Origin of the sequence: Geomonas agri (assembly GCF_020179605.1) — a bacterium.
Lineage (GTDB): Bacteria > Desulfobacterota > Desulfuromonadia > Geobacterales > Geobacteraceae > Geomonas > Geomonas agri.
The window spans coordinates 1,318,923-1,342,914 of record NZ_JAINZO010000001.1; the positions used below are offsets into that span (position 1 = coordinate 1,318,923).

A 23,992-nucleotide genomic window follows, 5' to 3' on the forward strand; every position below is an offset into this window, starting at 1 on the left:
GCGCCTCGCACGGGCTAGGTCTCCTTTAGGTAGCTGCCCGACTCCGGATTCGGCTCCAGGGTGAAGTAGAACGTGGCGCCCTGCCCCACCTCCCCTTCCGCCCACAGGCGTCCGCCGTGCCTGAGCACGATGCTATGGGCGGTGGCGAGCCCGATCCCGGTCCCGGCCCACCCGAATTCCTCGGGGGCGTGGATGGTCTGGAAGGGTTTAAAGAGCTTCTGGGCGTATTTCATGTTGAACCCTACCCCGTTGTCGCGCACGAAATAGGTACGCACCCCCTCCCGGTCGGTCCAACCGAACTCGATGAGGCCTCGCTCGCTCTTCGAAGTGAATTTCCAGGCGTTGCCCAGCAGGTGTCCCAGTGCCTTTCCCAGCAGTTCCGGGTCGCCCTTGACCCGGGCTCCCTCGGCTATTACGAAGTCCACCTTGCGCTCCGGCGCGCTGGCGGCGAGGTCGCGGGCGATGTTGCGAGCCAAAAGGCTCAGGTCGGTGTCGCCTATGGTGAGGGCGCAGCGGGCCAGGTGGGTGAGGCTGTTGAAGGCATCCATGATCTGTTTGATCTGTTGCACCACGTTGGCGCTCCGCTCGGCGTACTGGCGGCAATTGGCGTGGCCGCAGGCGCCGCAGTCCTCCAAAAGCGCGGTGCAAAATCCTTCCATGCGCGCGACCGGCGCCCGGAGATCGTGTGAGACAAAGTAGCTGAAGTTCTCCAACTCGCTCACGGTGGCCTGCAGAAGTGACGTGCGCTGCAGCACGCGCCGCTCCAGTTCCTCGGTGAGAGAGCGGACCTGCTGTTCTGCCTCTTTCAACTCGGTCACGTCGTGGCAGGTGCCGATCACGCCGGCCGTGCTGCCGTTATTGCGCACCCCCTCCACGTCGAGCCGCACCACCCGGTACGATCCGTCCGGCCGCACCACCCGGACGAACTTGTGTTCCGGCTGACGCTCCGGGTCCGCCGCCCCCTGCATCGAGGCGGCCACCTCCGCACGGTCGTCGGGGTGGAAGCGCTCCAAAAAGGAGTGACAGGTGGGCTGGATCCCACCTGGGGCCACCCCGCAGATGCGGTACATCTCGTCGGACCAGTCCATGCTCTCCGCGTCGGGCTCCCGCTGCCAGCTCCCCAGGTGGGCGATGCGCTGCGCCGCGGCGAGTTGACGCTGGCTTTGGGCAAGGCTGCGGTGCTGCGCAGCTACCAGTCGCTTCAGCTCGATCTGTTCCAGTACCTTGTCCAGCACGGTGAAGAGTTCCTGGTAGTTGAGAGGCTTGAGGACGTAGTGGTGCACGCCGATCTCTATGGCGCTCAAAAGGTAGGAGGTGTCGCTGTGGGCGGTGACCGCGATGATGCGGACTTCAGGGTTGAGCGCTTTTATCTCGCGGGACATCCGGATTCCGTCCATGACCGGCATGTTAATGTCGGTCATCACGATTTCCGGCATGCGCTGCCGGTACAACTCCAGGGCCTGCAAACCGTTGTCGGCAGCATAGACGGTGAGGTGCGGGTAGTTTATGGCCAGCATCCGGGTAACCATCTGGCGCGCGTCGGCCTCGTCCTCGACATAGAGCATGCTGACCCCTGCGCCCTCCCGAACCTCGTCTTTCATTGGGCCCCCTGGTTGCGCGACAGGATCCCCTTGAGCCGGTCCACCGTCATAGGTTTGTACACGTAGTCGACCACACCAAGCTCCCAGCACTGTTCCTGGTCCGTTTCGTTGTCTGACGAGGTGAGTATGGCCACCGTGAGCCCCTGCAGCTTGGCGCTGTCGCGGATGCCGCGCAGCAGGTCGAGCCCACTGATCTTGGGAAGTTTAAGGTCCAAAAGGACCAGCTTGATGTGGCGATAGCTATCATCCTGCTCCATGCGTTTGAGCAGGTCGTCCGCCTCTTCCCCGTCCCGGGCGGTAAGGATCTCGTGCTGGCAGGCCTTGCCAATGATGCGGCTGGCCAGGAACAGGTCGTCCGGGTTGTCTTCGACGAGCAGGATATATGATGGCGCCATGGGAACTCCGCGCTGCCGCAGTCGGTTCTCGGCCGAAAAAAAGCCGAGCGTGGTAACGTTGCCGCGTCTGCTCGGCCTGCTGCCGATGTGGCAGTGTTAGAACGTGCGTGTTTTAACATTAACAAACGCTTATTCTAACCACCCCCACCACCTTGTCAATTAAGCCGTCACCCGGATCCTCCCCTCCCCGGCGCTTCGATGCGGAATTCCGCTCCGTTGCTGACGTTGCGCGCCGACAGCCTGCCGGGAATGTTCTTCTCGATGATCACCTTGGACATGTACAGGCCGATGCCCGTGCCTCGCTCCGGTCCCCTAGTAGTGAAGTAGGGATCGAAAATTTTCTCCATGATCGCCTCTGGGATCCCGCCGGCGTTGTCCCGCACGGTAACCACCGAGTTCCCCTGCTCCTCGAAAACGGCCACCCAGATCGCGCGGTCTTCGATCTTGCGGTCCAAAAAGGCGTCGCGGGCGTTGAACAGGATGTTGAGGATCGCCTGGGAGAACTCGTTGGGGTGGCCGGTGATGAAGGTGTCGCCGTTTACCTGCAGGTCCACCGAGATCTGCAAGGTCCGGAAGCTCTCCTGTACCAGGCACAGCGTCTTCTGCACCACTTCCGCGACCCGGAACGGGACCGACTCCTTGTCCGGCTTGAAGAAGTTCCTGAAATCGTCGATTGTCCGCGAGGTGTGGCCCAACACCTTCATGAACCTTGCTACGCTGTCGCGCAGGTACTCCCGGGTCAGGTCGCCCCGGTCGTACATGACCGGCAGTTCCTGGACGATGAGCCCGAGTTCGTTGAGCGGTTGGCGCCACTGGTGCGCGATGTTGCTGATCATCTCGCCCAGGGCTGCCAGGCGGTTTTGCTGCAGCAGCATACGTTCCTTCTCCCCCAGTTCCTCCAGCGCCTCCAGACGCTGCGCGGTCTCTTCCTCCAGTTCGAGGAGGGTCCGGGTCAGCTCTTCGTGTTGCAACTCGACCTTGCGCCGGCTTTGCTCCAGGTCGGCGGTGCGCTCGGCCACGCGCTGCTCCAGGTCCTGCTTGGACTCCTCCAGGGCGCCGATCAGTTCGCAGTTGCGATAGCTGATGCCGATGATGGAGGCCGTGCCCATCAACAGGCTCACGTCCCGTTCCACCAGGGGGCGCTTGGTCTTCACGTTCTCCGCGGTCAGCACCCCCAGGGAGACACCGTCAGAGACGATGGGACAGCAGATGAAGGCGCGGGTGCCGTTTTTGAGAGCGCAGGCAAGGGTGCGCTGGCCGAGCATCTCCTGTTCCTGCTCCAGGTTATTGATCAGGAATGGTCTTTGCTCCTTAAGGCAGGCGACATAGACGTCAGCGATGTGGTCCAGCGGCAGGTCTAGCCGGTTCAGACAGGCCAACTCGCTGGCGCCGTAGCCGTAGCTTGCGTGCAGTTGCAGTCTCCCCTCTTCTGCGTTGACCAGGAAGATAGCGCCGCGGTCGTACTCGAGCCGGCGCTGCATGATGTCGGCCACGTCCATGAGCATCTCTTCGAGCCGCTTGAGGTTGCCCAAGCGCTGCCCGATCTCGTGGGTCAGCATGGCGTTGTTGTAGTTGAGATCAATCTGCTCCAGCAGGTTCTCGATGGAATGGTTGGTGCTGCTAAGCCCTTCTTTTATGGCCCGCTTCTCGCTCATTTCAGCGGACAGCCAGACCAGGAGGAACAGGCACAGCGAGCCAAGCAGGATCTCGACAGCGCCCCTTCCCTGCAGCGCCACCAGGAGTGCAAGGTTGATCGCGACCAGGATCGGCAGTATCAAGTTGCGCGCCTTCTTCATGTAGGTGTAGGCGCTCTTCTCCCAGGTGACGATATAACGGCATACCGGGTCGCCGCGGAACACGCACTCAGGCTGCTGGATGGTGGGGAGACGGCGGATTTCAGGGAAGTACTGCAGGTCGGTGATCTTGTGGTTGAACATGAGCACGATGGCCTCGAAGAAGCCGATGCGGTTCTCGCACTGGTACGGCTTCTCGAGCCCCGCCTCGACGGGGGTAACCGTGATCTCGACCATGTTGGAGGCAAGCGGACGCGAGTGGTACGTCGTGCTCCTGGTGAAGTTGGCGGTGGCCTTGCTGATGATGTCGAAGGTGCTGGAAGCGTCGACAAGCCCCAGGATGTACTGGCGCATGGCCCCCAGCACGTCGGGCGAAGCGGCGTAGCGTCCCGCTTCCCGCGCGATCTTCGGGTTGCCGGTCATCTGCAGCAGCCGCTCGTAGAATCGGTCCACCTGGTCCTGCCGGAACCAGTGCGCCTGGTCGGCGACCTCGTAATCCTTCATCCCGGCGTATTCCAACAGCTCGTTGATGTCGACGTGGCTGTACTTGTGCTTCACCAGCAGGATGAAGGAGTTGATGATCCTGCTGTTGTACAGCGGCATGTCGCGAAGGCGGGATGATTCCATTCAGGCTCCGGTGGGCTTCACTGCCCTTTCGCGTGTCCCTTGAAAAGTCCGTCGCAATACTGCAGAAAGTGGTCGCTGTAGTGCATGTCCAGGGTCCAGAGCAGGTAGTTCTTCTCGTAGGGGAGTCCCTTCTCTTCCACGTAGGCGTGCGGGAAGGTCAGTACCGGCATCCCCTCTCCCTGGTAGTGGCGGCTCACCTGCCTCAGGGAGAGTACGATCAGCTCCGGCGGCGTTTCCTGGTCGAGGACAACGACGGTGACGCAGTTGGTAAGCTCAGCCATGTTGAAGCCGGCGTCGGTGCAGTTGACCAGGAAGAAGGCCTTCAGGCCGCCCCCCTTGCGCAGTGAGTACAGGTAGAGCTCCTTGTGAAAGCCGAGGTTGCGGTAGTCGTCGTTGACCTCGCTGCTCTCTGCGGCGCCCGGGGAGAGGTCGAAGGCATCGATCATCAGCCCTCTGGAGACGTGGCGGTAGAAGCGCCCCAGTTCAGTGAGATCGAAGTCGCTGCTAGGTGCCAGCACCCACGGTTCCGGCCATGGGGGCTCCTCTCCCTCGGGACGGTAGTGGGAGTAGGCGAACAAGTCGAGAGAACAGCTTTTCTGGTCTCCGTGCCTGTCGGCGAAGCCACCGAAGACCCGCGCCGGGAACTTGTTGTCCGGGCGGTAGTAGCAAAAGACGTAGCGCAGGTGAGCAAAGGGGAAGCTTTCAAGCTCGTTCAGGTACTGCCCCACCTGCTCCAAAACGGCCAGGCCAGCCTTTACCGACGCGGATTTGCGTGCGGCGTGGTGGTGGATGAGCCAGGAGTTCTGGTAGAAGCGGACCATGGCCAGGTGCCCCAGGATGCTGCCACGGTCCAGGTAGATGAAGTGTCGGGCGATGTGCGGGTTCTCGTTGTACAGCCGGGCGTAGGTCTCCTTGATGCGCTCTTTGTTGGCCTGGAAAAAAGCGTATTTGCCCGGGTAGATGAATCCGGTCTGGAAGAAGAAGTCCCACAGGTCGTCGAGGTCCACCTCGGTGCTGACGTAGGCGTGGCGGTCCGCTGCCTGGTGCAGAATGGAGAGGAGCTTGACGTGGTCGCGTATTTCCATCTCCAGGATGGCGCAACCGCAGCGGGCATTCCTTTCCTCCCCCTCCCCCCCGGTGACATTGCGTGACAGCACCTGGGCCAGGCACTCCAGGGTCAGCCCCTGGGCGAAGGTGATCTTTACTGCCGGCATCATCATCCCCGGCATCAACACCGATTCCCCTTCGTTCTCCTCCACCGAAAACCCTTTGCCGGAAAGGTCCCCCATCTTCAGGTTGACCCGCTTGCCGATGAGCGGATGGTCGAACACGATGTTCGGCGACGGCACCAGTTCCTTGCGTGCGTTGCGGTAGGCCTTGGGGCGAAAGCGGCGGAAGTTGTCCTGGTGCTGCTTCAAAACGAAGGAGCAGCGCCGGTGGTCGCTGGTAAGGTATAGGATGTCGAAGCTCCCTGAGAAGATAAGGTTGTCGCCGCACGTAAGGTTCAGGTGCACCGGCTCCTCAACGTTGATCCAGTTGAGCGCCTCGGGCCGCTGCCAGGTGCCGGTGACCCGCAGCGTGACGGGAGTGAAATCGACCAGTTCGCAGTCGAAGAGCACGCCGTGCTGCAGCAGCTGCGCCGAGACGTCGGTGGCGGGATGGCGCCTGATCTTCCGGGCCTGGAATTCGCGGCATGCCGCCGGGAGCAGCAGTGACAGCCCCGTGTCGTCGATGGAGAGCAGCTCGGAGTTCACCACCAGGTACTTCCTGCCGTCGGCGATGAGGAGGTAGTCGAAACGGTAGGCCTTCAGAATCTGCTGGATGCTCCCCGGCTCGTCCCAACGGCATTCCAACTGCTCTCCGGCGCATGGCTTGGGACGGGCAGGGAGCATGATGGCGTCGTCGTAGGCCAGGTGTTTTAGGCAGACCAGCACGGTCTGGTCCTGGAAGTTGATGTAATTCAGGCGGTTCACCAGGTGGCTTCGGCTGACGCTCTTGCCGGTCACCGGGCTCTCGGCATCGGATGGGACTGCACGAAGTGTCGTTGCCGCGTCTGCCATGTCTCCCTCTCGGGCGAATGCGGGAATGGTCGGTCGGCGCGTAGGCTGCGCGCACCAAAAGGGCTAGATGGAGGTCCCGCTGTGCTCCTGGGCCTGGTGGTGGGCCGCCAGCTCCGGGGCGACGTTGAGCCCCAGCCAGTACTGCACCAGGTTCTGCATCATCACCAGGAGCGCGTTGAATGAGTTGGGCTTGAACAGGAAGGAATTGCAGCCAAGCTCGTAGGCCCGGTTCAGGTCGACCGGCGGCACCTGCGTGGTCAGCACGACCACCGGAAGCCGTTTCAGGGCCGGCTGTTCCCTAAGCCATGACAGAAGTCCCACCCCCGAGATGTGCGGCAGCTTCAGGTCGAGCAGCATCAAGACCGGCATCGGGTAGCACTCGCGGTCCTGGAACGTCCCGCGGCCGCTCAGGTAGCCGATGGCTTCCTCTCCGTCCCTCGCACTCTGCACCGGGGTTATCACGCCCACCCGCTGCAGGGCGAGCTTGGTGAAGTGGGCCTGGTCCTGGTCGTTGTCGACCACCAGGATGGTGTGGTTCACATAGCTCATGGTTCCCCCCGGCGCTATTCCGCTCTCCTGAGTTCAATCCAGAACCGGCTCCCCTCCCCTTCATTCGACACCAACCCAATGCGCCCCCCCAGGCGCTGCACAGCCTTGCGCACGATGGCGAGCCCCACCCCTGTGCCGGGGTAGCTCTCCATGCTGTGCAGCCGCTCGAAGATCTTGAAGATCCTCTCCTGGTGCTGCGGAGCGATGCCGATGCCGTTGTCCTCCACGTACAGGCGGCAGTACTCCTGCGACTCGTCGGTCCAGATGCGCAGCACGGGGACTGCCCCCTTCGGGACGAACTTTATGCCGTTGGTCATCAAGTTCAGCACCACCTGCACCAGTACCGCGTGGTGCCCGATCACGGTGGGCAGGTTGCTCGCGGTCTCCAGTCGATAGGAGGTGCCCCCTTCCGCCAGTTCCAGCTGCAGGGCCGCGTCGTGCACCACCTGGTCCAGGTGCACCGGTTCTAGGGTGATCTCCTGCCTGCTGACCCGGCTGTAGGCGAGCAGGTCCTGGATGAGCCGGTCCATCCCCTGAGCGGCGTTCTTGATGCGCACCAGGTAAGCGTTGCGCTCGGCTGGTGTCTGCAACTCGTCGTCCAAAAGGATCTCCGCGAAGGCCTGCATGGCGCGGATCGGGGCCCGCAGGTCGTGGGAAACGGAGAAGGCGAAGGTGTCCAGTTCCTCGTTGATTTCCTCGAGTTGGGCGGTGCGTTCGGCGACACGGCGGTCCATGGTGGAGGCCTCTTTTTCCAGCTTCGCGGTGAGGTCCGCTATTTCCGCCTCCTCCTCGCGGTAGCGCGTGCAGTCGCTGATCACCATGCCGATGTGGTTGTCGGTGAGGGCAAAGATGCGGACTCGGTAAAAGAGGTTGTCACGCGACACCTCCCCCAGTTCCAGCGAGCCTCCGAATGCGGCCAGGCGGTGGCAGTAGTCCTTGAACCGGTCAGGATCGAACCATTCGGGGAAGCAGTCCGTTACCACGCAGTTATTGAAGTTGAACGACTTGCAGCGGCACAGCTTGACCGCCGCAGGGTTCATCTCGATCACCTGCGGAGGCACCTCCGGATTGCGCGCCTCCAGGCGCAGGACGGCGAGTGCCTCCCGCATGTTGGTGAACATCAATCGGTAGAGCTGCTCGGCCTGTTCCATGTCCATGGCGGGCTCTCCTTGGCAAATGCAGAAGAGTATAGCGAAGGAGGATTTGTTTGCACTAATGTTTTGTCGGCCAAGCGACAGGGATCGTGTGGCGGAATTGCAGTGGCGGCGCGGATGGGAGATGGGGTTATTTCCGGGAGATGTAAGGATTTCCGTCCAAGTAGAAGCGCAGGGGCTCGGCGGCCCAGATGCCGGAGTAGTCGACGCCGACCCGTGGCCGTGCTACCACCTGGCGCGGCACGCCGGGGTCACGGGGAGCGATGAAGAAATCGGGGCTTTCCAGGTCGTGCCCGTTTTGCCGCAGGTCTATCGCCATGGCACGGCACAAAAGTCCCGGCCACTGGGTCCGGTCACGCAGGTTCGACACCGGTTCGAGGGCGCGCAGCAGCACTGCGCAGGCGTTGCCCTGCCGTTCGGTCACCACGTTCATGCAGCAGTAGATCCCGTAGATGAGGTAGACATAGGCAAAGCCGGGGGGACCGAAGAGGATGCGGGTGCGCGGCGTCAGCCCTTTCGAGGAGTGCGCCGCCAGGTCGGTCTCGCCGAGATACGCCTCCACCTCGACGATCCTTCCCACCCTCACCTCTCCGGCCACGTCGTGGACCAGGAAGGCTCCCAGGAGATCATGCGCGACTGCAACGGTGTCGCGATCGTAGAAGGCACGGGGCACCGGGGCCAACGTAGTCATCGGCGCCTCCTAAATCAACCCTTCCTTCTTGAGGGATTTCACCACCTTGTGCGCCAGGTCTTTGCCAACCTTGGTGACGTTCTCCGGTGCCATGGTCTGCATGGTCCCCGCCCACACGAGTCTGTCCGAGCTGAGGTCAAACAGGTTCACCTGCATGGTAGCCACATCATAGGTGCTCACGTAGGTTGGCCCGTAAAGGGCCATGGAGCGGTAGTAACCGGGGAAGTCCCAATCGGGAAAGGCGGGAGGATACCAGTACCCCGGGTAGGGCGTGGCGACGGCGCCAGGTTGCACCGTTGTCTGTTTTTCCACCTTGATGGTCTGCACGGTGAGCACGCCGTTGGACCCGGTGGAGCGCACGGCCCGGTCCAGTGCGTGCCAGTCAGGCAGCGTCGCCTGCGACAGGATGGTGTAGCTGGCGACTGCCTCCACCCCGTGCTTGTGCAGTTCGCTGACCAGCGTGTCCTCATACACGGCCCGACTCCCCTCTTTCCTGGCGAAGCTCACCACGAGTACCTTGTGCAGCCGGTTGCCGCTCAGCGACGGGTTGCGCCAGGTATCCACCACTGACACCGAAGCACAGGAACAAAGGAGGGTGGTCAAACACAAGACTACGGCGATCCTGATCAGGTTGCGCATGTGTCACCTCCGTTTACGGCTGGAATTTTGGTACTGGCAGGGGTTGGCAGGGGTTGGCAGGGGGCACGGGCGAAGATTGGAAATATTTATACCAAGTTGCTGCATGTTGGCAATCGTATATACTGGGGTGGTCAATAATTAGCGCCTCCCCCTCGCCGGATTCGTTTACAATTTCATAAGAAGCGAAATTCAGGCGGATGCTTTTCAGGGAAACCGGGAACCACAAAGCGACGTTCACTCAGGAGGCAGGGTCATGGAAAATTACAAACGCATTCTCGTGGTTAACAGGATGAGCGAATACTGCAGGGATGCCGTTCAGGCAGGTGTCTCGATCGCCAGGAGATATGGCTCGGAACTGATGGTGCTCCACATCGCCACCAATCCGGAAGGGACCATGAGCATGGCGGGAGGCGCCCTCAACGCACCCAGCGCCATCCCTGACGATGTGAAGAATTACGCCAGTGTCAAAGAGCGGGCCAGGGACGAGCTGGATCAGATGATCGGGCACGAGATCAGGGCCGGGCTCCCCATCAGGGTCATCATCAAGGAAGGGAAGCCCGTGGACGAGATCATGCAGGTGGTCAAGGACGAAAAGATCGACCTCATGGTGTTGCTGGCCCACGAAGAGGGGCGCGTCGAGCACATGCTCTTTGGTCGTGATAACGACGCCATCCTGCGCCGCATGCCGTGCAGCATCCTGCTCATCAAGAGGGAGCCGGATTCCGTTAACTGGTAGCTCGCGCCAGCGAGGGGAGATAGCCCATGCAGCGATGGACCTGCACCATTTGCCGGTACGTTTATGATCCCGACGAGGGTGACCCCGTTAATGATGTCCCCCCCGATATATCCTTCGAGGAATTGCTGCCTGACTGGCACTGTCCGGTGTGCAAGGCCGCCAAAAGTTTCTTCGAACCGTATCCGGAAGAACCAGAGCGCTGACCGATAAGTGATGACGGGATTGGCACCTGCAGGGGCAGGTCACGGGACCTGCCCCTTTCTTTGTCCCGGACGGTAGGCGTGGAATTAAAGGAATGGATGCCCGGTAGGTGTCTCTGCGGCGAACAACTCACAGTCGGGATGCTTGCAGACTATGTCGTAACCAACCGGCAGTGCGTAGCTGCATTCGGCTTAACCCAGTGAGCAGTAGAACAAAAGCTTGCCGGTGCCGGCCATGACGGCACTTACGCTGGTGGTTCTGCAGTCTAAGAAGCAATTTTCAGTCGACAACCGGACTTTCGCATGGCAACCTCTCCATGAATTAGGACGGGGTAAGGGCGGAGAGTCACTCGCCCGAGTCGGAGAGCGTAATAAATATTTTCTAACTGTAAAACTACCGTTGTGGAATTTAGCCATTCAAGATCGGAAACCTGCCCTGATGACCATCCTGCAAGCAGTCGACGTCACCAAGAACTACCGCATCGGCAACCGCGACATCACCGTACTCGACCGGGTCTCCCTGGAAGTGAATGAGGGCGAATTCCTTGTGGTAAAAGGAGAAAGCGGTAGCGGCAAATCAACCCTGCTCACCCTCCTCTCCGGCCTGGACCGCCCGAACCAGGGTCGCGTCTTCATCGAGGGGCGCGACATCACCGACCTCAGCGAAGACGCCCTGGCGCCGCTACGCAACAGCACCTTCGGCTTCGTGTTCCAGTCCTTCCACTTGGTTCCTTCCCTGACTGCCCTGGAGAACGTAACCTTTCCCGCCGAACTGCGGCAGGACCGCGCGGCACGGGCCAAAGCCGAAGCTCTGTTGGAGCGGGTCGGGCTGGCGCACCGGATGGCCAGTTTCCCGCACCAGCTCTCCGGCGGGGAAAAGCAGCGCTGCGCCATCTGCCGCGCCCTTATCAACGAACCGCGCATTATCTTCGCCGACGAACCGACCGGCAACCTCGATTCCGTCAATGGCTCCGCCATACTGCAGCTGCTTCTGGACCTACAGCGCGAACGCGGCACCACGCTGCTCATGGTCACCCACAGTCCGGAGATCGCGCAGAGCGCGGACCGCGTGGTGACGCTCAAGGACGGGCGTGTGGTAACGGACACGGCGCATGGTTAACCTCCGCTTCATCGCCCGACAGATGACGGGGGCAAAGCGGCAGTGTGCCGTGTTCATTCTTTGCGTCGCCCTCTCCATGGTCACGCTGGTGTCGCTGGGGAGCTTCCGGGAGAGCGTGGAAAGCTCGCTGTTGCGGGACGCCCAGTCGCTCCAAGCGGCGGACATCATCGTCAGGTCACACTCACCCCTCCCCTCTTCCATCGAGCAGGAAATCGCCGCGTTGGTGCGCAATGGCCAGGTTAAAAGTTCGAGATTTTGGGACTTTTATTCGGTAGTTCAGAAGGTAACAGGTGAAGGTTCCCTGCTCTGCGATCTGAAGGTGGTCGAGCCGGGCTACCCCTTTTATGGCCGTGTGCTGCTGCGCTCTGGGAAGCCGCTCGCCGAGGTGCTCCGGCCAGGGAGCCTAGTCGTGGAACAGCAGCTTCTCGACCGTTTGCAACTTACGCTCGGCGACTCGCTCAAGGTGGGCAACGCGACGCTGGTGGTGCGCGATGTGGTGCTGCAGGAGCCTGACCGGCCGGTGAATTTCTTCTCTCTCGGGCCGCGGGTTTTCGTAGCCGCAGCGGACAAGGACGCGCTGGGGCTGATCGGCTTGGGGAGCCGCGTCGAGCACGTTACCCTGCTGAAACTCACACACCAGGGCGATCTTGATGCCATCGCCGCGCGCCTCGCCTCCGTCAGCGACGAAACCCGCGTGCGCGTCGCCACTTACAAGAATGCCGGCTCCCGTGTAAAGCGCTTCTTCGACAACCTCTTGTTTTTCCTTAATTTGAGCGGCATCTTCACGCTGCTCCTCTCCGGTTTCGGCATCCAGAGCACGCTCTTCGCCCTGTTGAAGGAACAGGAACGAACCATCGCCGTGCTGAAAGCGCTGGGCGCCAAGAGCCGCTTTATCATCGGCCATTTCCTCACCGTCACCCTGGTTCTCGGTGCCATCGGCACATTGGTCGGCCTCACCGGGAGTTTCCTGCTGCAGCGTTTCCTACCCTCCCTGTTTAGCGGCCTGATACCGGCCCAGGTGACGCTGCAGATCTCCTTCAGTGCCATCTGGCAGGGGGGGCTGATCGGCCTGCTGGTGGTGCTCCTGTTCACCGCCCTCCCCTTGTACCGCCTCAAGGAAGTGAAACCTCGCGCCATCTTCGGTAAGGACGAAGAGGCACGGATCTGGAACCGCTCCACCTGGGTCATCGCGGGATTGGGCGTGCTCTTTTTCCTCTCCATGGTGCTGATCAGGTTGCGCGACCTGAAGACCGGCCTGTACTTCGTGCTCGCGCTGGTGGGGCTGATCCTGGTTTCCTACCTCCTGGCCGCCTCGGTGCTCTGGCTGTTGAGAAAAAGCAGCCCCAGAAACCTCGCCTTCCGGCAAGCCCTCAAGGGGTTGTTTCGTCCGCACAATGCCTCACTCTCCATCATCGTCACCCTTTCGGCCGCGCTGGGTGTCATCTTCTCCCTCACCCTGGTGGAAAAGAACCTCGACGCCAGCTTCATCGAATCGTTCCCTCCGGGCGCCCCCAACGTTTTCCTGATCGACATCCAGCCGGACCAGAAAGATGGCGTGGCGCGGCTCCTAGGGCCTGGCGCGAGCTATTACCCGATCGTCAAGGGCACCGTCAGCGCTGTGAATGAGAAGCCGATCGACCCGGAGCAGGAGCGGAAATCGCGCGGCGACAACCTCGGTCGGGAGATGAACCTTACCTACCGCAATGACCTTCTTTCGGACGAGCGCATTGTTTCCGGCGGCACGTTGTTCAGGAAGGACTGGGGTGATGCCCTGCAGGTATCGGTGCTCGACACGGTGCTCAAGATGCATGACATGAAGGTGGGTGACAGCATCACCTTCAAGATCCAGGGGGTCCCGATGACCGCCCGTATTGCCAGCATACGCACCCGTAACAGCAGCGGCTTTACACCGTTCTTCTACTTTGTCTTCCCGCCGGATGCCCTCGCTGGCGCGCCCCACACCATCTTCGCGGCGGTACGGGTGGATAAAAACCGAATCAGCCCGCTGCAAAACCAGGTAGTCGCCAAGTTTCCAAACGTGAGCGTCATCGATCTCACCGAGACCGTGGTCATCTTCGGCCGTATCATGGGCAAGCTCTCCACCATCGTTCGTTTCTTCACCTCGTTCAGTATCGCTGCCGGGGTACTGATCGTGGTAAGCTCAGTGTTCGCGACGCGCTACGCCCGCATCCAGGAAGCCGTCTACTTCACCATCCTCGGTGCCAGACGCAGGTTCGTGCTTGCTGTTTTTGCCGCCGAAAACCTGCTGCTGGGGCTGGTCAGCGGCGCCATCGCCCTGCTCATGTCCCAGGTGGGGAGCCTGCTCATCTGCCGCAAGGGGCTCGACATGGAGTACCTCCCCTACCCCGTCGACAGCCTGATGTTGCTGGTGGCGACTACGCTCCTGGTGGTCCTGGTCGGTATGGCAGTCACCCTACCCCTGCTGCGCCAAAAGCCGGTGACATTTTTGCGCGAGCAGTCGGACGAGTGAGGCAGGGGCTAGGGGGTAGCAAAATCGGGTCCACCGTGTCCAATCAAAGGAGAACAACATGCGCAACCTCTTCACCATATTCACCCTCGCCCTTTGCGCCATGACCGGGGCCGGTCCGGCGCTCGCGGCGGATGCAGCCAAGCCCGCCGCCCATGGTACCATCGTGGCCTTCGGCGACAGCCTCACTGCCGGTTTGGGCGTGCCTGAGTCGGAAGCGTACCCGGCACAGTTGCAACGCAAATTGCACCAGGGCGGCTATCGGTGGACCGTCATCAACGCAGGCATCAGCGGTGAAACCAGCACCGGCGCCCTGGCCCGCGTCGACTGGGTCATGAAACTCAAGCCCGATATCGTCATCCTTGAAACCGGCGCCAACGACGGCCTGCGCGGCCAGGACCCCGAACTCGCCCACCGCAACATCGACAAGATCGTCTCCACTCTGCAGTCCAAGGGGGTGGTCGTGGTCCTCGCCGGAATGAAGATGTTGAAGAACCTCGGCCCCGCCTTCACGACCAAGTTCGCAGCAATCTACCCCCGCGTCGCCAAGGAGCGCAAAGTGATCCTGGTGCCGTTCTTCCTTGACAAGGTAGCCGGCAAGGAGGGGCTGAACCTCTCCGATGGCGTCCATCCGACCGGCAAGGGGTACGCGATCGTCACCGAGACCGTATACCCATTCGTTGTTAAAGCGATCAAACAAAAGGGAGGAGTGTGACTCACACTGCAGTTTCAGATCTGTAAAGTTGCCTGAACCCGCGTCTTGTCTTGCTTTTTTGCTCGATTTAATGTACAGGTACTCTGTTAAACTGGGCGCCAATACTTACAGCCGAATCCGGCTTTTCGTAGCAGCAATCGACATGATGCGTGGACCTGCCTTCTCCATGACCGAGCCTTGTCTTTCTGCCGATCCAGTTCCATTACGCCACCACAACTCCGCTGCAAATCGTGGCAACAGGAGAATCCCGTTTGGATCTTTTTTCACTTCAGGGTGAGTCAGGTACTCGCTCTACCCAATCCGAGAGTCCCAAACCTGCCGCTATGAGTCTGAGAGACGCGCTCCGCGCCGTGCGCCACCCCCTATACCTGGTGCAACGCGACGGTGCACTGGTCCCCGAGCTAGGCGGCTCCGGAAGTGTCAATTCCTGCGTGGGCTACGCCCCTGCCTGCCTCCCCGAAAACCTGGGCGACCCCTCTTTCTGCCGCGAGATCGGCATCCGTTTCCCGTACCTGGGAGGCTCCATGGCCAAGGGGATTAGTTCCGCTGCCATGGCCGAGGAACTGGGGCGCGCCGGAATGCTCGGTTTCTTCGGTGCCGCCGGCCTGCCCATCTCCACGGTGTCCGATACCGCCGACCGCCTCAAGCAGTCCCTGGGTGACATCCCCTACGGCTTCAACCTGATCCACTCCCCGCACGAGCCGGAATTGGAAAAGGAACTGGCCGAGCTTTATATCCGCAAGGACGTCCGCATCATTGAGGCGTCTGCGTTCCTGGCCCTCACCCTCCCCCTGGTGCGCTACCGCCTGCACGGCATCAAGCGCGCGGCTGACGGCAGCATCGTCACGCCCAACCGGATTATCGCCAAGGTTTCCCGCGAAGAACTGGCCGCTAAATTCTTTGCGCCCGCACCGGAGAAGCTCCTGCGCGCCCTGGTGGAGAACGGCTCCATCACCGCCGAACAGGCTGAACTGGCCGCGCACGTGCCCTTGGCGCAGGACGTCACCGCCGAGGCTGATTCCGGCGGTCACACCGACAACCGCCCGGCCATGGCCCTCTTCCCGACTATTAATTCCCTCGCGGCACGGCTGGAGCGCCAGTACGACTATGACTGCAAGCTTCGCGTCGGCCTCGGCGGCGGCGTTTCCACCCCCGCCTCGGCTGCAGCCGCCTTCGCCATGGGCGCCGCCTACATCATGACCGGGTCGGTGAACCAGGCCTGTGTCGAGTCCGGCACCTCCGACACCGTGCGCAGCATGCTGGCCGGCACCCGCCAGGCCGACGTTACCATGGCTCCCGCCGCCGACATGTTCGAGATGGGCGTCACCGTGCAGGTCTTGAAGCGCGGCACCATGTTCCCGATGCGCGCCGCCAAGCTGTACGAGCTCTACCGCGCCTACGGCAGCATGGACGAGATCCCCGCCCCGGAGCGTGAGAAGCTGGAGAAAACCATGTTCCTCGCGCCCCTGGAAGAGATCTGGCGCGGGACCCGTGAGTACTTCCTCAAGCGCGACCCGTCCCAGGTGGAGCGCAGTGAGCGCGACCCGAAACACAAGATGGCGCTGGTCTTCCGGTGGTACCTCGGCATGGGGGCACACTGGGCCAAGGACGGCATCGAAAACCGGAAAATGGACTACCAGGTATGGTGCGGCCCCGCCATGGGCGCCTTCAACGAATGGGCCGCCGGCTCCTTCCTCGAGGCAGCCGCCGAGCGCAAGATCGTCACTGTCGCGCTCAACATCCTGCAGGGTGCGGCACACCTGACCCGCGCCAACTTCCTGCGCAGCCAGGGCATTGAGCTGCGCCTGGAAGAGATCGCACCGCAACCCCTCGAAATCGCTCAAATCAAGGAGTACCTTTGTTGAAAACTGATGATCTGAAACCTGCCGTCTCCAGCAACGGAACTCAGCTTGCCATCATCGGCATCGGTTGCCTCTTTCCGCAAGCAGCGGATAAAAACGCCTATTGGGCCAACATCAAGGACGGGGTCGACGCCATCACGGAAGTCCCCTCGACCCACTGGCCGCTGGACGCCTACTACGACGAGGATCAGAAGAGCCCGGACCGTACCTACGGTCGCCGCGGCGGCTTCCTCTCCCCCGTCGATTTCAACCCGATGGAATTCAACATCCCGCCCAACGTGCTGGAGGCGATCGACACCTCGCAGCTCTTGGGGCTGGTCGCTGCCGGTCAAGCGCTCAAGGATGCCGGTTACGGCCCGGATCGCGCCTTCGACAAGAGCAACGTCTCGGTTATCCTGGGCGTCACCGGTACGCTGGAGCTCGTGATTCCGCTCGGCGCCCGTCTCGGCCACCCGGTGTGGCGCTCCGCGCTCAAGGATGCCGGCGTCGACGAGGCCACCGCCAAGGACGTGGTCGAGCGCATTTCCGACTCCTACGTTCCCTGGCAGGAGAACTCCTTCCCCGGCCTTCTGGGCAACGTGGTCGCGGGCAGGATCAGCAAACAGTACGACCTCGGCGGCACCAACTGCGTTGTTGACGCCGCCTGCGCCAGCTCCTTCAGCGCGCTGCACCTGGCCTCCATGGAACTCATGTCCGGAAAATCGGACATCGTCGTGAGCGGTGGCATCGACACCTTCAACGACATCTTCATGTACATGTGCTTCAGCAAGACCCCCGCCCTCTCCCCCACCGGCAACGCCAAGCCGTTCGACGTCACGGCCGATGGCACCATTCTGGGCGAAGGCCTCGGCATCGTTGTGCTGAAGCGCCTGGCAGACGCGGAGCGCGACGGCGACAAGATCTACGCGGTGATCCGCGGCATCGGTTCTTCCAGTGACGGCAAAGGGGACGCCATCTACGCGCCCAGTTCGGCCGGGCAGAAAAAGGCGCTCGTGAACGCCTACAAAAATGCGGATGTCACCCCGGAATCGATCGGGATGCTCGAAGCGCATGGCACCGGCACCAAGGTTGGCGACGCCGTCGAAGTGAGCGCGCTGCGCGAGGTGTACGGCAAGGCCGAGAACCCGTGGTGCGCCCTCGGATCGGTGAAGTCCCAGATCGGTCACACCAAGGCCGCTGCAGGTTCCGCAGGCCTGATCAAGGCGGCGCTCGCACTGCACCACAAGGTGATCCCGCCGACCATCAAGGTGCAGACACCGCAGCAAACGGTGATTGGAGACAACTCCCCCTTCTACCTCCCTGCCGGCAAACGTCCCTGGTTCCCCCGTCCCGATGCGCCGCGCCGCGCGGCGGTCAGCGCCTTCGGTTTCGGCGGCTCCAACTTCCACGTGGTCCTCGAGGAATACTCGCCCAAGAAACAGTGCGTGGACTGGGACGGCAACACCCAGATCCTGACCTTCTCCGGCGCTGACGGCGCCGCCTTGGCCGGCAAGCTTGATTCCGTTCCCGCTGATGCCACCTGGGGCGCCCTGCGCGACCTGGCGCTTGCTTCCCGCACCTCCTTTGACGCCAAGGCCCCCTGCCGTCTCGCGCTTGTCGTTGAGCGTGGCAAGACCAACCTTGCTTCGCTGGTGAAGAACGCGCGCGCCATGCTGGACAAGAACTCCAAATCCGCCTGGCAGACCCCGGACGGCGCCTACTTCGCCTGCGGCGGTGCGCCCGGCAAACTCGGCATGCTGTTCCCCGGCCAGGGGTCCCAGTACACCGGGATGCTTAACGATCTCGCCTGCGGTTTCCCGCAGGTGCTGGACGCCGTTGCCGCCGCCAACGAAGGATTTATCAGCGCCGACGGTAAGTTGCTTTCCGACCTGATCTACCCCCCCTCCGCCTACGATGACGCGACCCGCGCCAGGCAGGAGGAGGAACTGCGCGCCACCCAAGCCGCCCAGCCCGCCATCGGCGCCACCAGTCTCGGAGTGCTGCGCGTGCTGCGTGACTTCGGCGTGGACGCTGACGCCGTCGCCGGTCACAGCTACGGCGAGCTCACCGCCCTGTGCGCTGCCGGCAGGCTTGATGAGAACGCGCTGCACGAGCTGTCCCGCCTGCGCGGCGAGCTGATGGGCGCCGGCGCTGGTGACAAGGGGAGCATGCTGGCAGTGTCCGCACCCCTGGAGAAAATCGCCGAAGCCGTCGCCGCTGAGAAGCTTGATCTGGTTATCGCCAATAAGAACGCCCCTACCCAGGCCGTCCTTTCCGGAGCTACCGCCGAGATCAAGCGCGCAGTCACTGTCTTCAAGGGGCTCGGCCTCACCTGCAAGGAACTGCCGGTTGCCGCCGCTTTCCATAGCGCGCTGGTCGCCGACGCCGCCAAGCCATTCCTGGCCGCGCTGGAAAAGATCGACATGCCGCAGGCGAAGATCCCGGTCTACGCCAACACTACCGCTGCCGTCTACCCGGCCGACGCGACCGCTGCCAAGGCACAGCTCGCCGCACAGCTCGCCAAGCCGGTCGAGTTTGTCGCCGAGATCGAGGCGATGTACGCCGCCGGGGTTACCAACTTCGTCGAAGTAGGCCCGGGTAACCGCCTGACCGGCCTCGTCCAGGCTACCCTCGGTAATCGTCCTCACCTCGCTTTCGCCCTCGATGCCTCCTCCGGCAAGCGTGGCGGCGTCGCCGACTTGGCCCGCACCGTGGCGCAGCTTGCCGTGCTCGGCTACGACGTCAACCTTGCTCTTTGGGATGAGGGCCATACGGCCGCCCCGGCACCGACCGGCAAGAAGCCTGCGCTGACCATCCCGTTGTGCGGCGCGAACTACGTGAAGGCCAAGCCTAAGAAGCCGCCGGTCCAGCCGAAACCTGCTATGGTGGCGGCGCCGCAGGCTCCCGCCGCTCCCGCTGCAGCTCCTGCTGCAGCTCCTGCTGCTTCGGTCCAGGCCGCAGCCGTGGCACCGCAAGCTGCCTATCAAAATGCCGTACCCGCAGCGCCTGCCTATCAGCCACAGACTGTCGCTCAGCCGGCTGCTCATGCGACTCTCAACGAGTCCCTGCGCCTGGCCCGCGAAGGCATGGCCGTCCTGCAGAAGATGCAGGAGGACACCGCGCTGCTGCACCGCCGCTTCCTCGAAGGACAGGAAGCCGCGGCTAAGACCTTCCAAACACTTCTCGAGCAGCAGCAACGGCTTATCCTGGGCGCACCCATGGCTCCCGCCACCTACGCGGCTCCGACCGCCGTTGCACCGGCCGCACCCGTTGCCGCCCCGCAGGCTCCCGCTTACGTTGCTCCGGCCGTAGCTGTTGCGGCTCCGGTTGCCGCTCCTGTTGCAGCACCGGCGGTTGCCAAAGCGGCTCCGTCGCCTGTCGTGGTCGCGCCCGCAGCGCCTGCTGCTCCGAAAGGCGCTGACGCCGGTCACATCACCCAGACCCTGTTGACCGTCATCTCCGAAAAGACCGGATATCCCATTGAAATGCTTGAGCTGGACATGGGGATGGATTCGGACCTCGGCATCGACTCCATCAAGCGCGTCGAGATTCTCTCCACCTTGCAGGAGCGCCTCCCCGGCTCCCCCGTGATCGGGCCTGAGCACCTGGGCACCCTGCGCACTCTCGGAGACATCGCCGGACACCTCGCCGCCGGTGCCGTTGCAACCGCTGACGCTGCGCCTGCCGCTGTCAGCGCTGCCGCGCCTGTTGCCGCTCCGCAAGCCGGTGTCGCCGCTAGCCAGGTAACAGAAACTCTCCTCGCCGTTGTCAGCGAGAAGACCGGCTACCCGGTGGAAATGCTTGAGCTTGAGATGGGCATGGATTCCGACCTCGGCATCGACTCCATCAAGCGCGTCGAGATCCTGTCCACGCTGCAGGAGCGCCTCCCCGGCTCCCCCGCTATCGGGCCCGAACATCTCGGTACCCTGCGCACTCTGGGCGATATCGCTGGCCATCTTGCTGCAGGTGCGGTCTCTGTAACCGCTGCGGCGACCGCTGCTATTGCCGTTGCCGCCCCCGTCGCTGGTATTGGCGCCGCACAGGTGACCGAGACTTTGCTGGCGGTTGTAAGCGAGAAGACCGGCTACCCGGTTGAAATGCTCGAACTGGAAATGGGCATGGACTCTGACCTCGGCATCGACTCCATCAAACGGGTCGAGATCTTGTCCACGCTGCAGGAACGCCTTCCCGGTTCTCCCGCCATCGGTCCCGAGCACCTAGGCACCTTGCGTACCCTGGGTGACATCGCCGGGCACCTCGCGGCGGGCGCGGTTTCGGTAGCGTCCGCAGCTCCGGTAGCAGCGCCACAAGCTGCGGTCGTGGCTCCTGCCGGCGCAGACGTCGCCGCCGTCCTGCTGGAGGTAGTCAGCGAGAAGACCGGTTATCCCACCGAAATGCTTGAGCTAACCATGGGCATGGACTCCGACCTCGGCATCGACTCGATCAAGCGCGTCGAGATCCTTTCCACGCTGCAGGAGCGCCTACCGGGCTCGCCGACCATCGGCCCGGAACACTTGGGCACCCTGCGCACCTTGGGTGACATTGCCGGCTTCCTCGGCTCCGGTTCTGCCGCTGCCCCGGTTGCGGCCGTAGCAGCCCCGGCTGCAACCGCTACGCCGGTTGTTTCCCCTGCTGCCGGCGTCGATCACGCCGCCGTCTGCCAGGCTCTCCTCGACGTCGTCAGCGACAAGACCGGCTACCCGGCCGAGATGCTGGAACTGACCATGGGCATGGACTCCGATCTCGGCATCGACTCCATCAAGCGGGTCGAGATCCTTTCCGCCCTGCAGGAGCGCCTCCCGGCCTGCCCGGCCATTGGCCCGGAGCACCTGGGAACCCTGCGTACTTTAGGCGATATCGCCAACTTCCTCGCTGGGCCGGCACAGCCTGCTGCTGCAGCTCAGGCCACCCCGGCCGCCCCCGCTGTCGCCGAGATCGCTGCACCTGTCGCTACCGAGGCAGCCCCTGCCATTGCAGCTGCCGCTCCGGTGGAAAGCCCCGCCCACCCTATCCAGCGCAGTTCAATGATCCCGGTGCTGCTCGGCGACAGCGATGACGATGCCATCACCCTCGCCAATGACGGCGAGATCTGGGTTACCGACGACGGTTCCGCATTTGCCGCAGAACTGTGCGGCATCCTGCTTGAACACGGCTGCTCGGTCCGCAAGGTGAACGCGGCACAGGCACAGCAGATCGCTCCGGCTGGGAAGCTCTCCGGCCTGGTCATCTGCGCGCCGGTGGCCGGTACCGATGACCTCTTCCTGGAGAACGCTTTCCGGCTGCTTAAGAACGCCGCTGCGGCCTTGGGCGAGTCCGGGCGCGCCGACGGCGCTGTCTGCGTCACCGTTTCCCGCCTGGACGGGGCCTTCGGCTTCGGTTCCGGCAAGACCTTGAAGGATCCCCTTTCCGGCGCACTGGCCGGTCTCACCAAGACCGCCGCTTTCGAGTGGCCGGAGGTTTCCTGCAAAGCTATCGACCTGGGCGAGTTCGCCCATCCCGCAGCCGCGGCTGGCGCTGTTGCCATCGAGATGCTGCGTCGCGGCCCGGTCGAGGTCGGCTTAACCCCGGAAGGTCGCTTTGGCCTGCAGACCGCCGTTCTTCCTGACGCCCCCGCTCCGGTCGATCCAGCCCTGGAGAAGGGTGACGTTGTGGTCATCACCGGAGGCGGTCGCGGTGTTACCGCCGTTTCGGCGCTGGCACTCGCCAAGGAATACCATCCGTTCCTGGTGCTCCTGGGACGCAGCCCCGAGCCGCAGGAAGAGCCCGTTTGGCTCACCGGCATCACTGATGAGGCCGAAATCAAGCGCGCCATCATGCAGAACGCCACCGGCAAGCTCCATCCTCGTGAAATCGAGGAGCGTTACCGCTCCGTGGTGGCCGGACGCGAACTGCGTGAGACGCTGACCGCCATCGCCGCCACCGGCGCCGAGGCCATCTACCGTTCCGTCGATATCCGTGACCAGAGCGCGATGGAACTCCTGCTCGGTGAGGTGCGTCGCGCCCACGGCCCGATCCGCGGCGTCGTACACGGCGCCGGCGTCCTGGCTGATCGCCTCATCGTGGACAAGACCCCGGAGCAGTTCGAACAGGTCTACAGCACCAAGGTCCATGGTCTGCGCGCCCTGCTGCACGCGACCCGCAACGACGACCTGAAGTTCGTCGCCCTCTTCTCCTCCTCCACCGGCCGTTTCGGTCGCGTGGGCCAGGTGGATTACGCGGTGGCCAACGAGGTGCTCAACAAGACGGCCCAGGCCGAGGCGCGCCGCCGCACCGGCTGCCGCTGCGTCAGCATCAACTGGGGGCCGTGGGACGGTGGCATGGTCACACCGGCGCTGAAAAAGGTGTTCGCTGCTGAAGGGATCGGTGTCATCGGCCTTGTCGATGGTGGCGAGTTCCTGGCCCGCGAAATCTCCGCTGCCGATGCGCCGGTGGAGATCGTCGCCATCGCCCAGCTCCCCGAGCAGGTAAGCGCCGCCGCGCCCGCAGCCGGTAAGCCGCAGAGCCTATCCGAAGCCTTCTCGCTTACCCTCACCGTGCCGGAATACCCCTTCCTGCGCTCCCACGTCCTGGACGGTAAGGCCGTACTCCCGATGGCGATCATCGTCGAGTGGCTCGCCCACGGCGCGCTGCACGGCAACCCCGGTTTCCGCTTCCACGGCTTCAACGACCTGCGCATCTGCAAGGGCGTGGTCTTCGAGGATAACACCCCGTTCACCCTGAACGTAATGGCGGGCCGTGCGGAAAAACGCGAATCGTTCTGGCTGGTTCCGGTTGAACTGAGCAGCCCGGGCGTCAACGGCAAAACCATCCTGCACGCCCGTGCCGAGATCGTGCTGGCGACCAAGCATCCCGAAGGGATCCGTTCCATCAAGGAAATCCCGAGCACCCCGTACGCCCCGCACGACGGCGTGATCTACAACAACGAGCGCCTGTTCCACGGGCCGGACCTGCACGGCATTGAGCAGGTGGACGGCTGCTCCGCCAAGGGGATCGCCGCGTCCGTCAAGGGTGCACCGGCGCCCGCCAAATGGATCAGGCGCCCCTTGAGGAGCTCCTGGCTCACCGACCCGCTAGTCCTCGACAGTGCTTTCCAGATGATGATCCTCTGGAGCTTCGAGCGCTTCGGCGCCGGTTCGCTCCCCTGCTTCGCCGGCCGCTACCGCCAGTTCCAGGAGTCCTTCCCGCGCGAAGGCGTCCAGGTGGTCATCCGCGTCACCTCCGAGAGCCAGCACGGCGCCAGCGCAGACATGGAGTTCCTCGACCGCAGCAGCGGCAAACTGGTGGCGCGCCTCGAAGGATACGAGTGCGTCATCGACCCGTCCCTGAAACAGGCCTTCCAGCGCAACAAGCTTAGGACCGTAACTGTTGTGGGGGCGGCATAGG

At 62.9% G+C, this 23,992-nt stretch carries 15 protein-coding genes; 7 read left to right on the top strand and 8 right to left on the bottom strand.

The features are described from left to right. Window positions 1-14 precede the first annotated feature (14 nt). The 8 genes from K7R21_RS05695 to K7R21_RS05730 form a co-directional block, all read right to left on the bottom strand. On the bottom strand, window positions 15-1,601 hold the full coding sequence (locus tag K7R21_RS05695; protein WP_224982311.1) for a sensor histidine kinase: 1,587 nt from the start codon (window positions 1,599-1,601) through the stop codon (window positions 15-17). Then, a complete protein-coding gene (locus K7R21_RS05700) occupies window positions 1,598-1,996 on the bottom strand; it encodes a response regulator (RefSeq protein WP_224982312.1) in 399 nt (132 codons plus the stop codon). The genes K7R21_RS05695 and K7R21_RS05700 overlap by 4 nt, the downstream gene beginning before the upstream one ends. Before the next feature lie 167 nt (window positions 1,997-2,163). Next, entirely contained in the window at window positions 2,164-4,416 is a 2,253-nt protein-coding gene (locus tag K7R21_RS05705; RefSeq protein WP_224982313.1) for a GAF domain-containing sensor histidine kinase, read from the bottom strand. Between the two features lie 17 nt (window positions 4,417-4,433). Next, window positions 4,434-6,476: a pilus assembly protein PilZ gene (locus K7R21_RS05710; protein WP_224982314.1), complete on the bottom strand. Its 2,043-nt coding sequence runs from the start codon at window positions 6,474-6,476 to the stop codon at window positions 4,434-4,436. A 63-nt stretch (window positions 6,477-6,539) separates the two neighbouring features. Continuing rightward, window positions 6,540-7,025, bottom strand: a complete 486-nt coding sequence (locus K7R21_RS05715; RefSeq protein WP_224982315.1) for a response regulator — start codon at window positions 7,023-7,025, stop codon at window positions 6,540-6,542. 14 nt (window positions 7,026-7,039) lie between these two features. Beyond that, the gene (locus K7R21_RS05720; protein WP_224982316.1) at window positions 7,040-8,182 is read right to left on the bottom strand and encodes a sensor histidine kinase; all 1,143 of its coding nucleotides are present in this window, start codon (window positions 8,180-8,182) and stop codon (window positions 7,040-7,042) included. 127 nt (window positions 8,183-8,309) lie between these two features. After that, window positions 8,310-8,870, bottom strand: coding sequence for a DNA-3-methyladenine glycosylase (locus K7R21_RS05725; protein WP_224982317.1), 561 nt, complete (start codon window positions 8,868-8,870; stop codon window positions 8,310-8,312). A 9-nt stretch (window positions 8,871-8,879) separates the two neighbouring features. Next, window positions 8,880-9,509, bottom strand: a complete 630-nt coding sequence (locus K7R21_RS05730; protein ID WP_224982318.1) for a DUF4136 domain-containing protein — start codon at window positions 9,507-9,509, stop codon at window positions 8,880-8,882. 253 nt (window positions 9,510-9,762) lie between these two features. On the opposite strand from K7R21_RS05730, the gene K7R21_RS05735 reads away from it, so the two are divergent. The 7 genes from K7R21_RS05735 to K7R21_RS05765 all read left to right on the top strand — a co-directional run bounded on the left by K7R21_RS05735 (window position 9,763) and on the right by K7R21_RS05765 (window position 23,991). Then, window positions 9,763-10,245, top strand: a complete 483-nt coding sequence (locus K7R21_RS05735) for a universal stress protein (RefSeq protein ID WP_224982319.1) — start codon at window positions 9,763-9,765, stop codon at window positions 10,243-10,245. Between the two features lie 26 nt (window positions 10,246-10,271). Continuing rightward, on the top strand, window positions 10,272-10,448 hold the full coding sequence (locus tag K7R21_RS05740) for a rubredoxin (protein WP_224982320.1): 177 nt from the start codon (window positions 10,272-10,274) through the stop codon (window positions 10,446-10,448). A gap of 436 nt (window positions 10,449-10,884) precedes the next feature. Next, on the top strand, window positions 10,885-11,565 hold the full coding sequence (locus K7R21_RS05745; RefSeq protein WP_224982321.1) for an ABC transporter ATP-binding protein: 681 nt from the start codon (window positions 10,885-10,887) through the stop codon (window positions 11,563-11,565). Then, window positions 11,558-14,056, top strand: a complete 2,499-nt coding sequence (locus K7R21_RS05750) for an ABC transporter permease (protein ID WP_224982322.1) — start codon at window positions 11,558-11,560, stop codon at window positions 14,054-14,056. Before K7R21_RS05745 ends, K7R21_RS05750 begins: the two co-directional genes overlap by 8 nt. Window positions 14,057-14,114: 58 nt before the next feature. Beyond that, the gene (locus tag K7R21_RS05755) at window positions 14,115-14,768 is read left to right on the top strand and encodes an arylesterase (protein ID WP_224982323.1); all 654 of its coding nucleotides are present in this window, start codon (window positions 14,115-14,117) and stop codon (window positions 14,766-14,768) included. A gap of 251 nt (window positions 14,769-15,019) precedes the next feature. After that, window positions 15,020-16,633, top strand: a complete 1,614-nt coding sequence (locus tag K7R21_RS05760; RefSeq protein WP_404813627.1) for a PfaD family polyunsaturated fatty acid/polyketide biosynthesis protein — start codon at window positions 15,020-15,022, stop codon at window positions 16,631-16,633. Continuing rightward, window positions 16,630-23,991, top strand: coding sequence for a type I polyketide synthase (locus K7R21_RS05765; RefSeq protein WP_224982325.1), 7,362 nt, complete (start codon window positions 16,630-16,632; stop codon window positions 23,989-23,991). Before K7R21_RS05760 ends, K7R21_RS05765 begins: the two co-directional genes overlap by 4 nt. Window position 23,992 lies beyond the last annotated feature (1 nt).

What these genes read in the sequence shown, in the direction of transcription:
- K7R21_RS05695 (WP_224982311.1), bottom strand. Translation starts at nt 1,601, where the DNA reads ATGAAAGACGAGGTTCGGGAGGGCGCAGGGGTCAGCATGCTCTATGTC.
- K7R21_RS05700 (WP_224982312.1), bottom strand. Translation starts at nt 1,996, where the DNA reads ATGGCGCCATCATATATCCTGCTCGTCGAAGACAACCCGGACGACCTG.
- K7R21_RS05705 (WP_224982313.1), bottom strand. Translation starts at nt 4,416, where the DNA reads ATGGAATCATCCCGCCTTCGCGACATGCCGCTGTACAACAGCAGGATC.
- K7R21_RS05710 (WP_224982314.1), bottom strand. Translation starts at nt 6,476, where the DNA reads ATGGCAGACGCGGCAACGACACTTCGTGCAGTCCCATCCGATGCCGAG.
- K7R21_RS05715 (WP_224982315.1), bottom strand. Translation starts at nt 7,025, where the DNA reads ATGAGCTATGTGAACCACACCATCCTGGTGGTCGACAACGACCAGGAC.
- K7R21_RS05720 (WP_224982316.1), bottom strand. Translation starts at nt 8,182, where the DNA reads ATGGACATGGAACAGGCCGAGCAGCTCTACCGATTGATGTTCACCAAC.
- K7R21_RS05725 (WP_224982317.1), bottom strand. Translation starts at nt 8,870, where the DNA reads ATGACTACGTTGGCCCCGGTGCCCCGTGCCTTCTACGATCGCGACACC.
- K7R21_RS05730 (WP_224982318.1), bottom strand. Translation starts at nt 9,509, where the DNA reads ATGCGCAACCTGATCAGGATCGCCGTAGTCTTGTGTTTGACCACCCTC.
- K7R21_RS05735 (WP_224982319.1), top strand. Translation starts at nt 9,763, where the DNA reads ATGGAAAATTACAAACGCATTCTCGTGGTTAACAGGATGAGCGAATAC.
- K7R21_RS05740 (WP_224982320.1), top strand. Translation starts at nt 10,272, where the DNA reads ATGCAGCGATGGACCTGCACCATTTGCCGGTACGTTTATGATCCCGAC.
- K7R21_RS05745 (WP_224982321.1), top strand. Translation starts at nt 10,885, where the DNA reads ATGACCATCCTGCAAGCAGTCGACGTCACCAAGAACTACCGCATCGGC.
- K7R21_RS05750 (WP_224982322.1), top strand. Translation starts at nt 11,558, where the DNA reads ATGGTTAACCTCCGCTTCATCGCCCGACAGATGACGGGGGCAAAGCGG.
- K7R21_RS05755 (WP_224982323.1), top strand. Translation starts at nt 14,115, where the DNA reads ATGCGCAACCTCTTCACCATATTCACCCTCGCCCTTTGCGCCATGACC.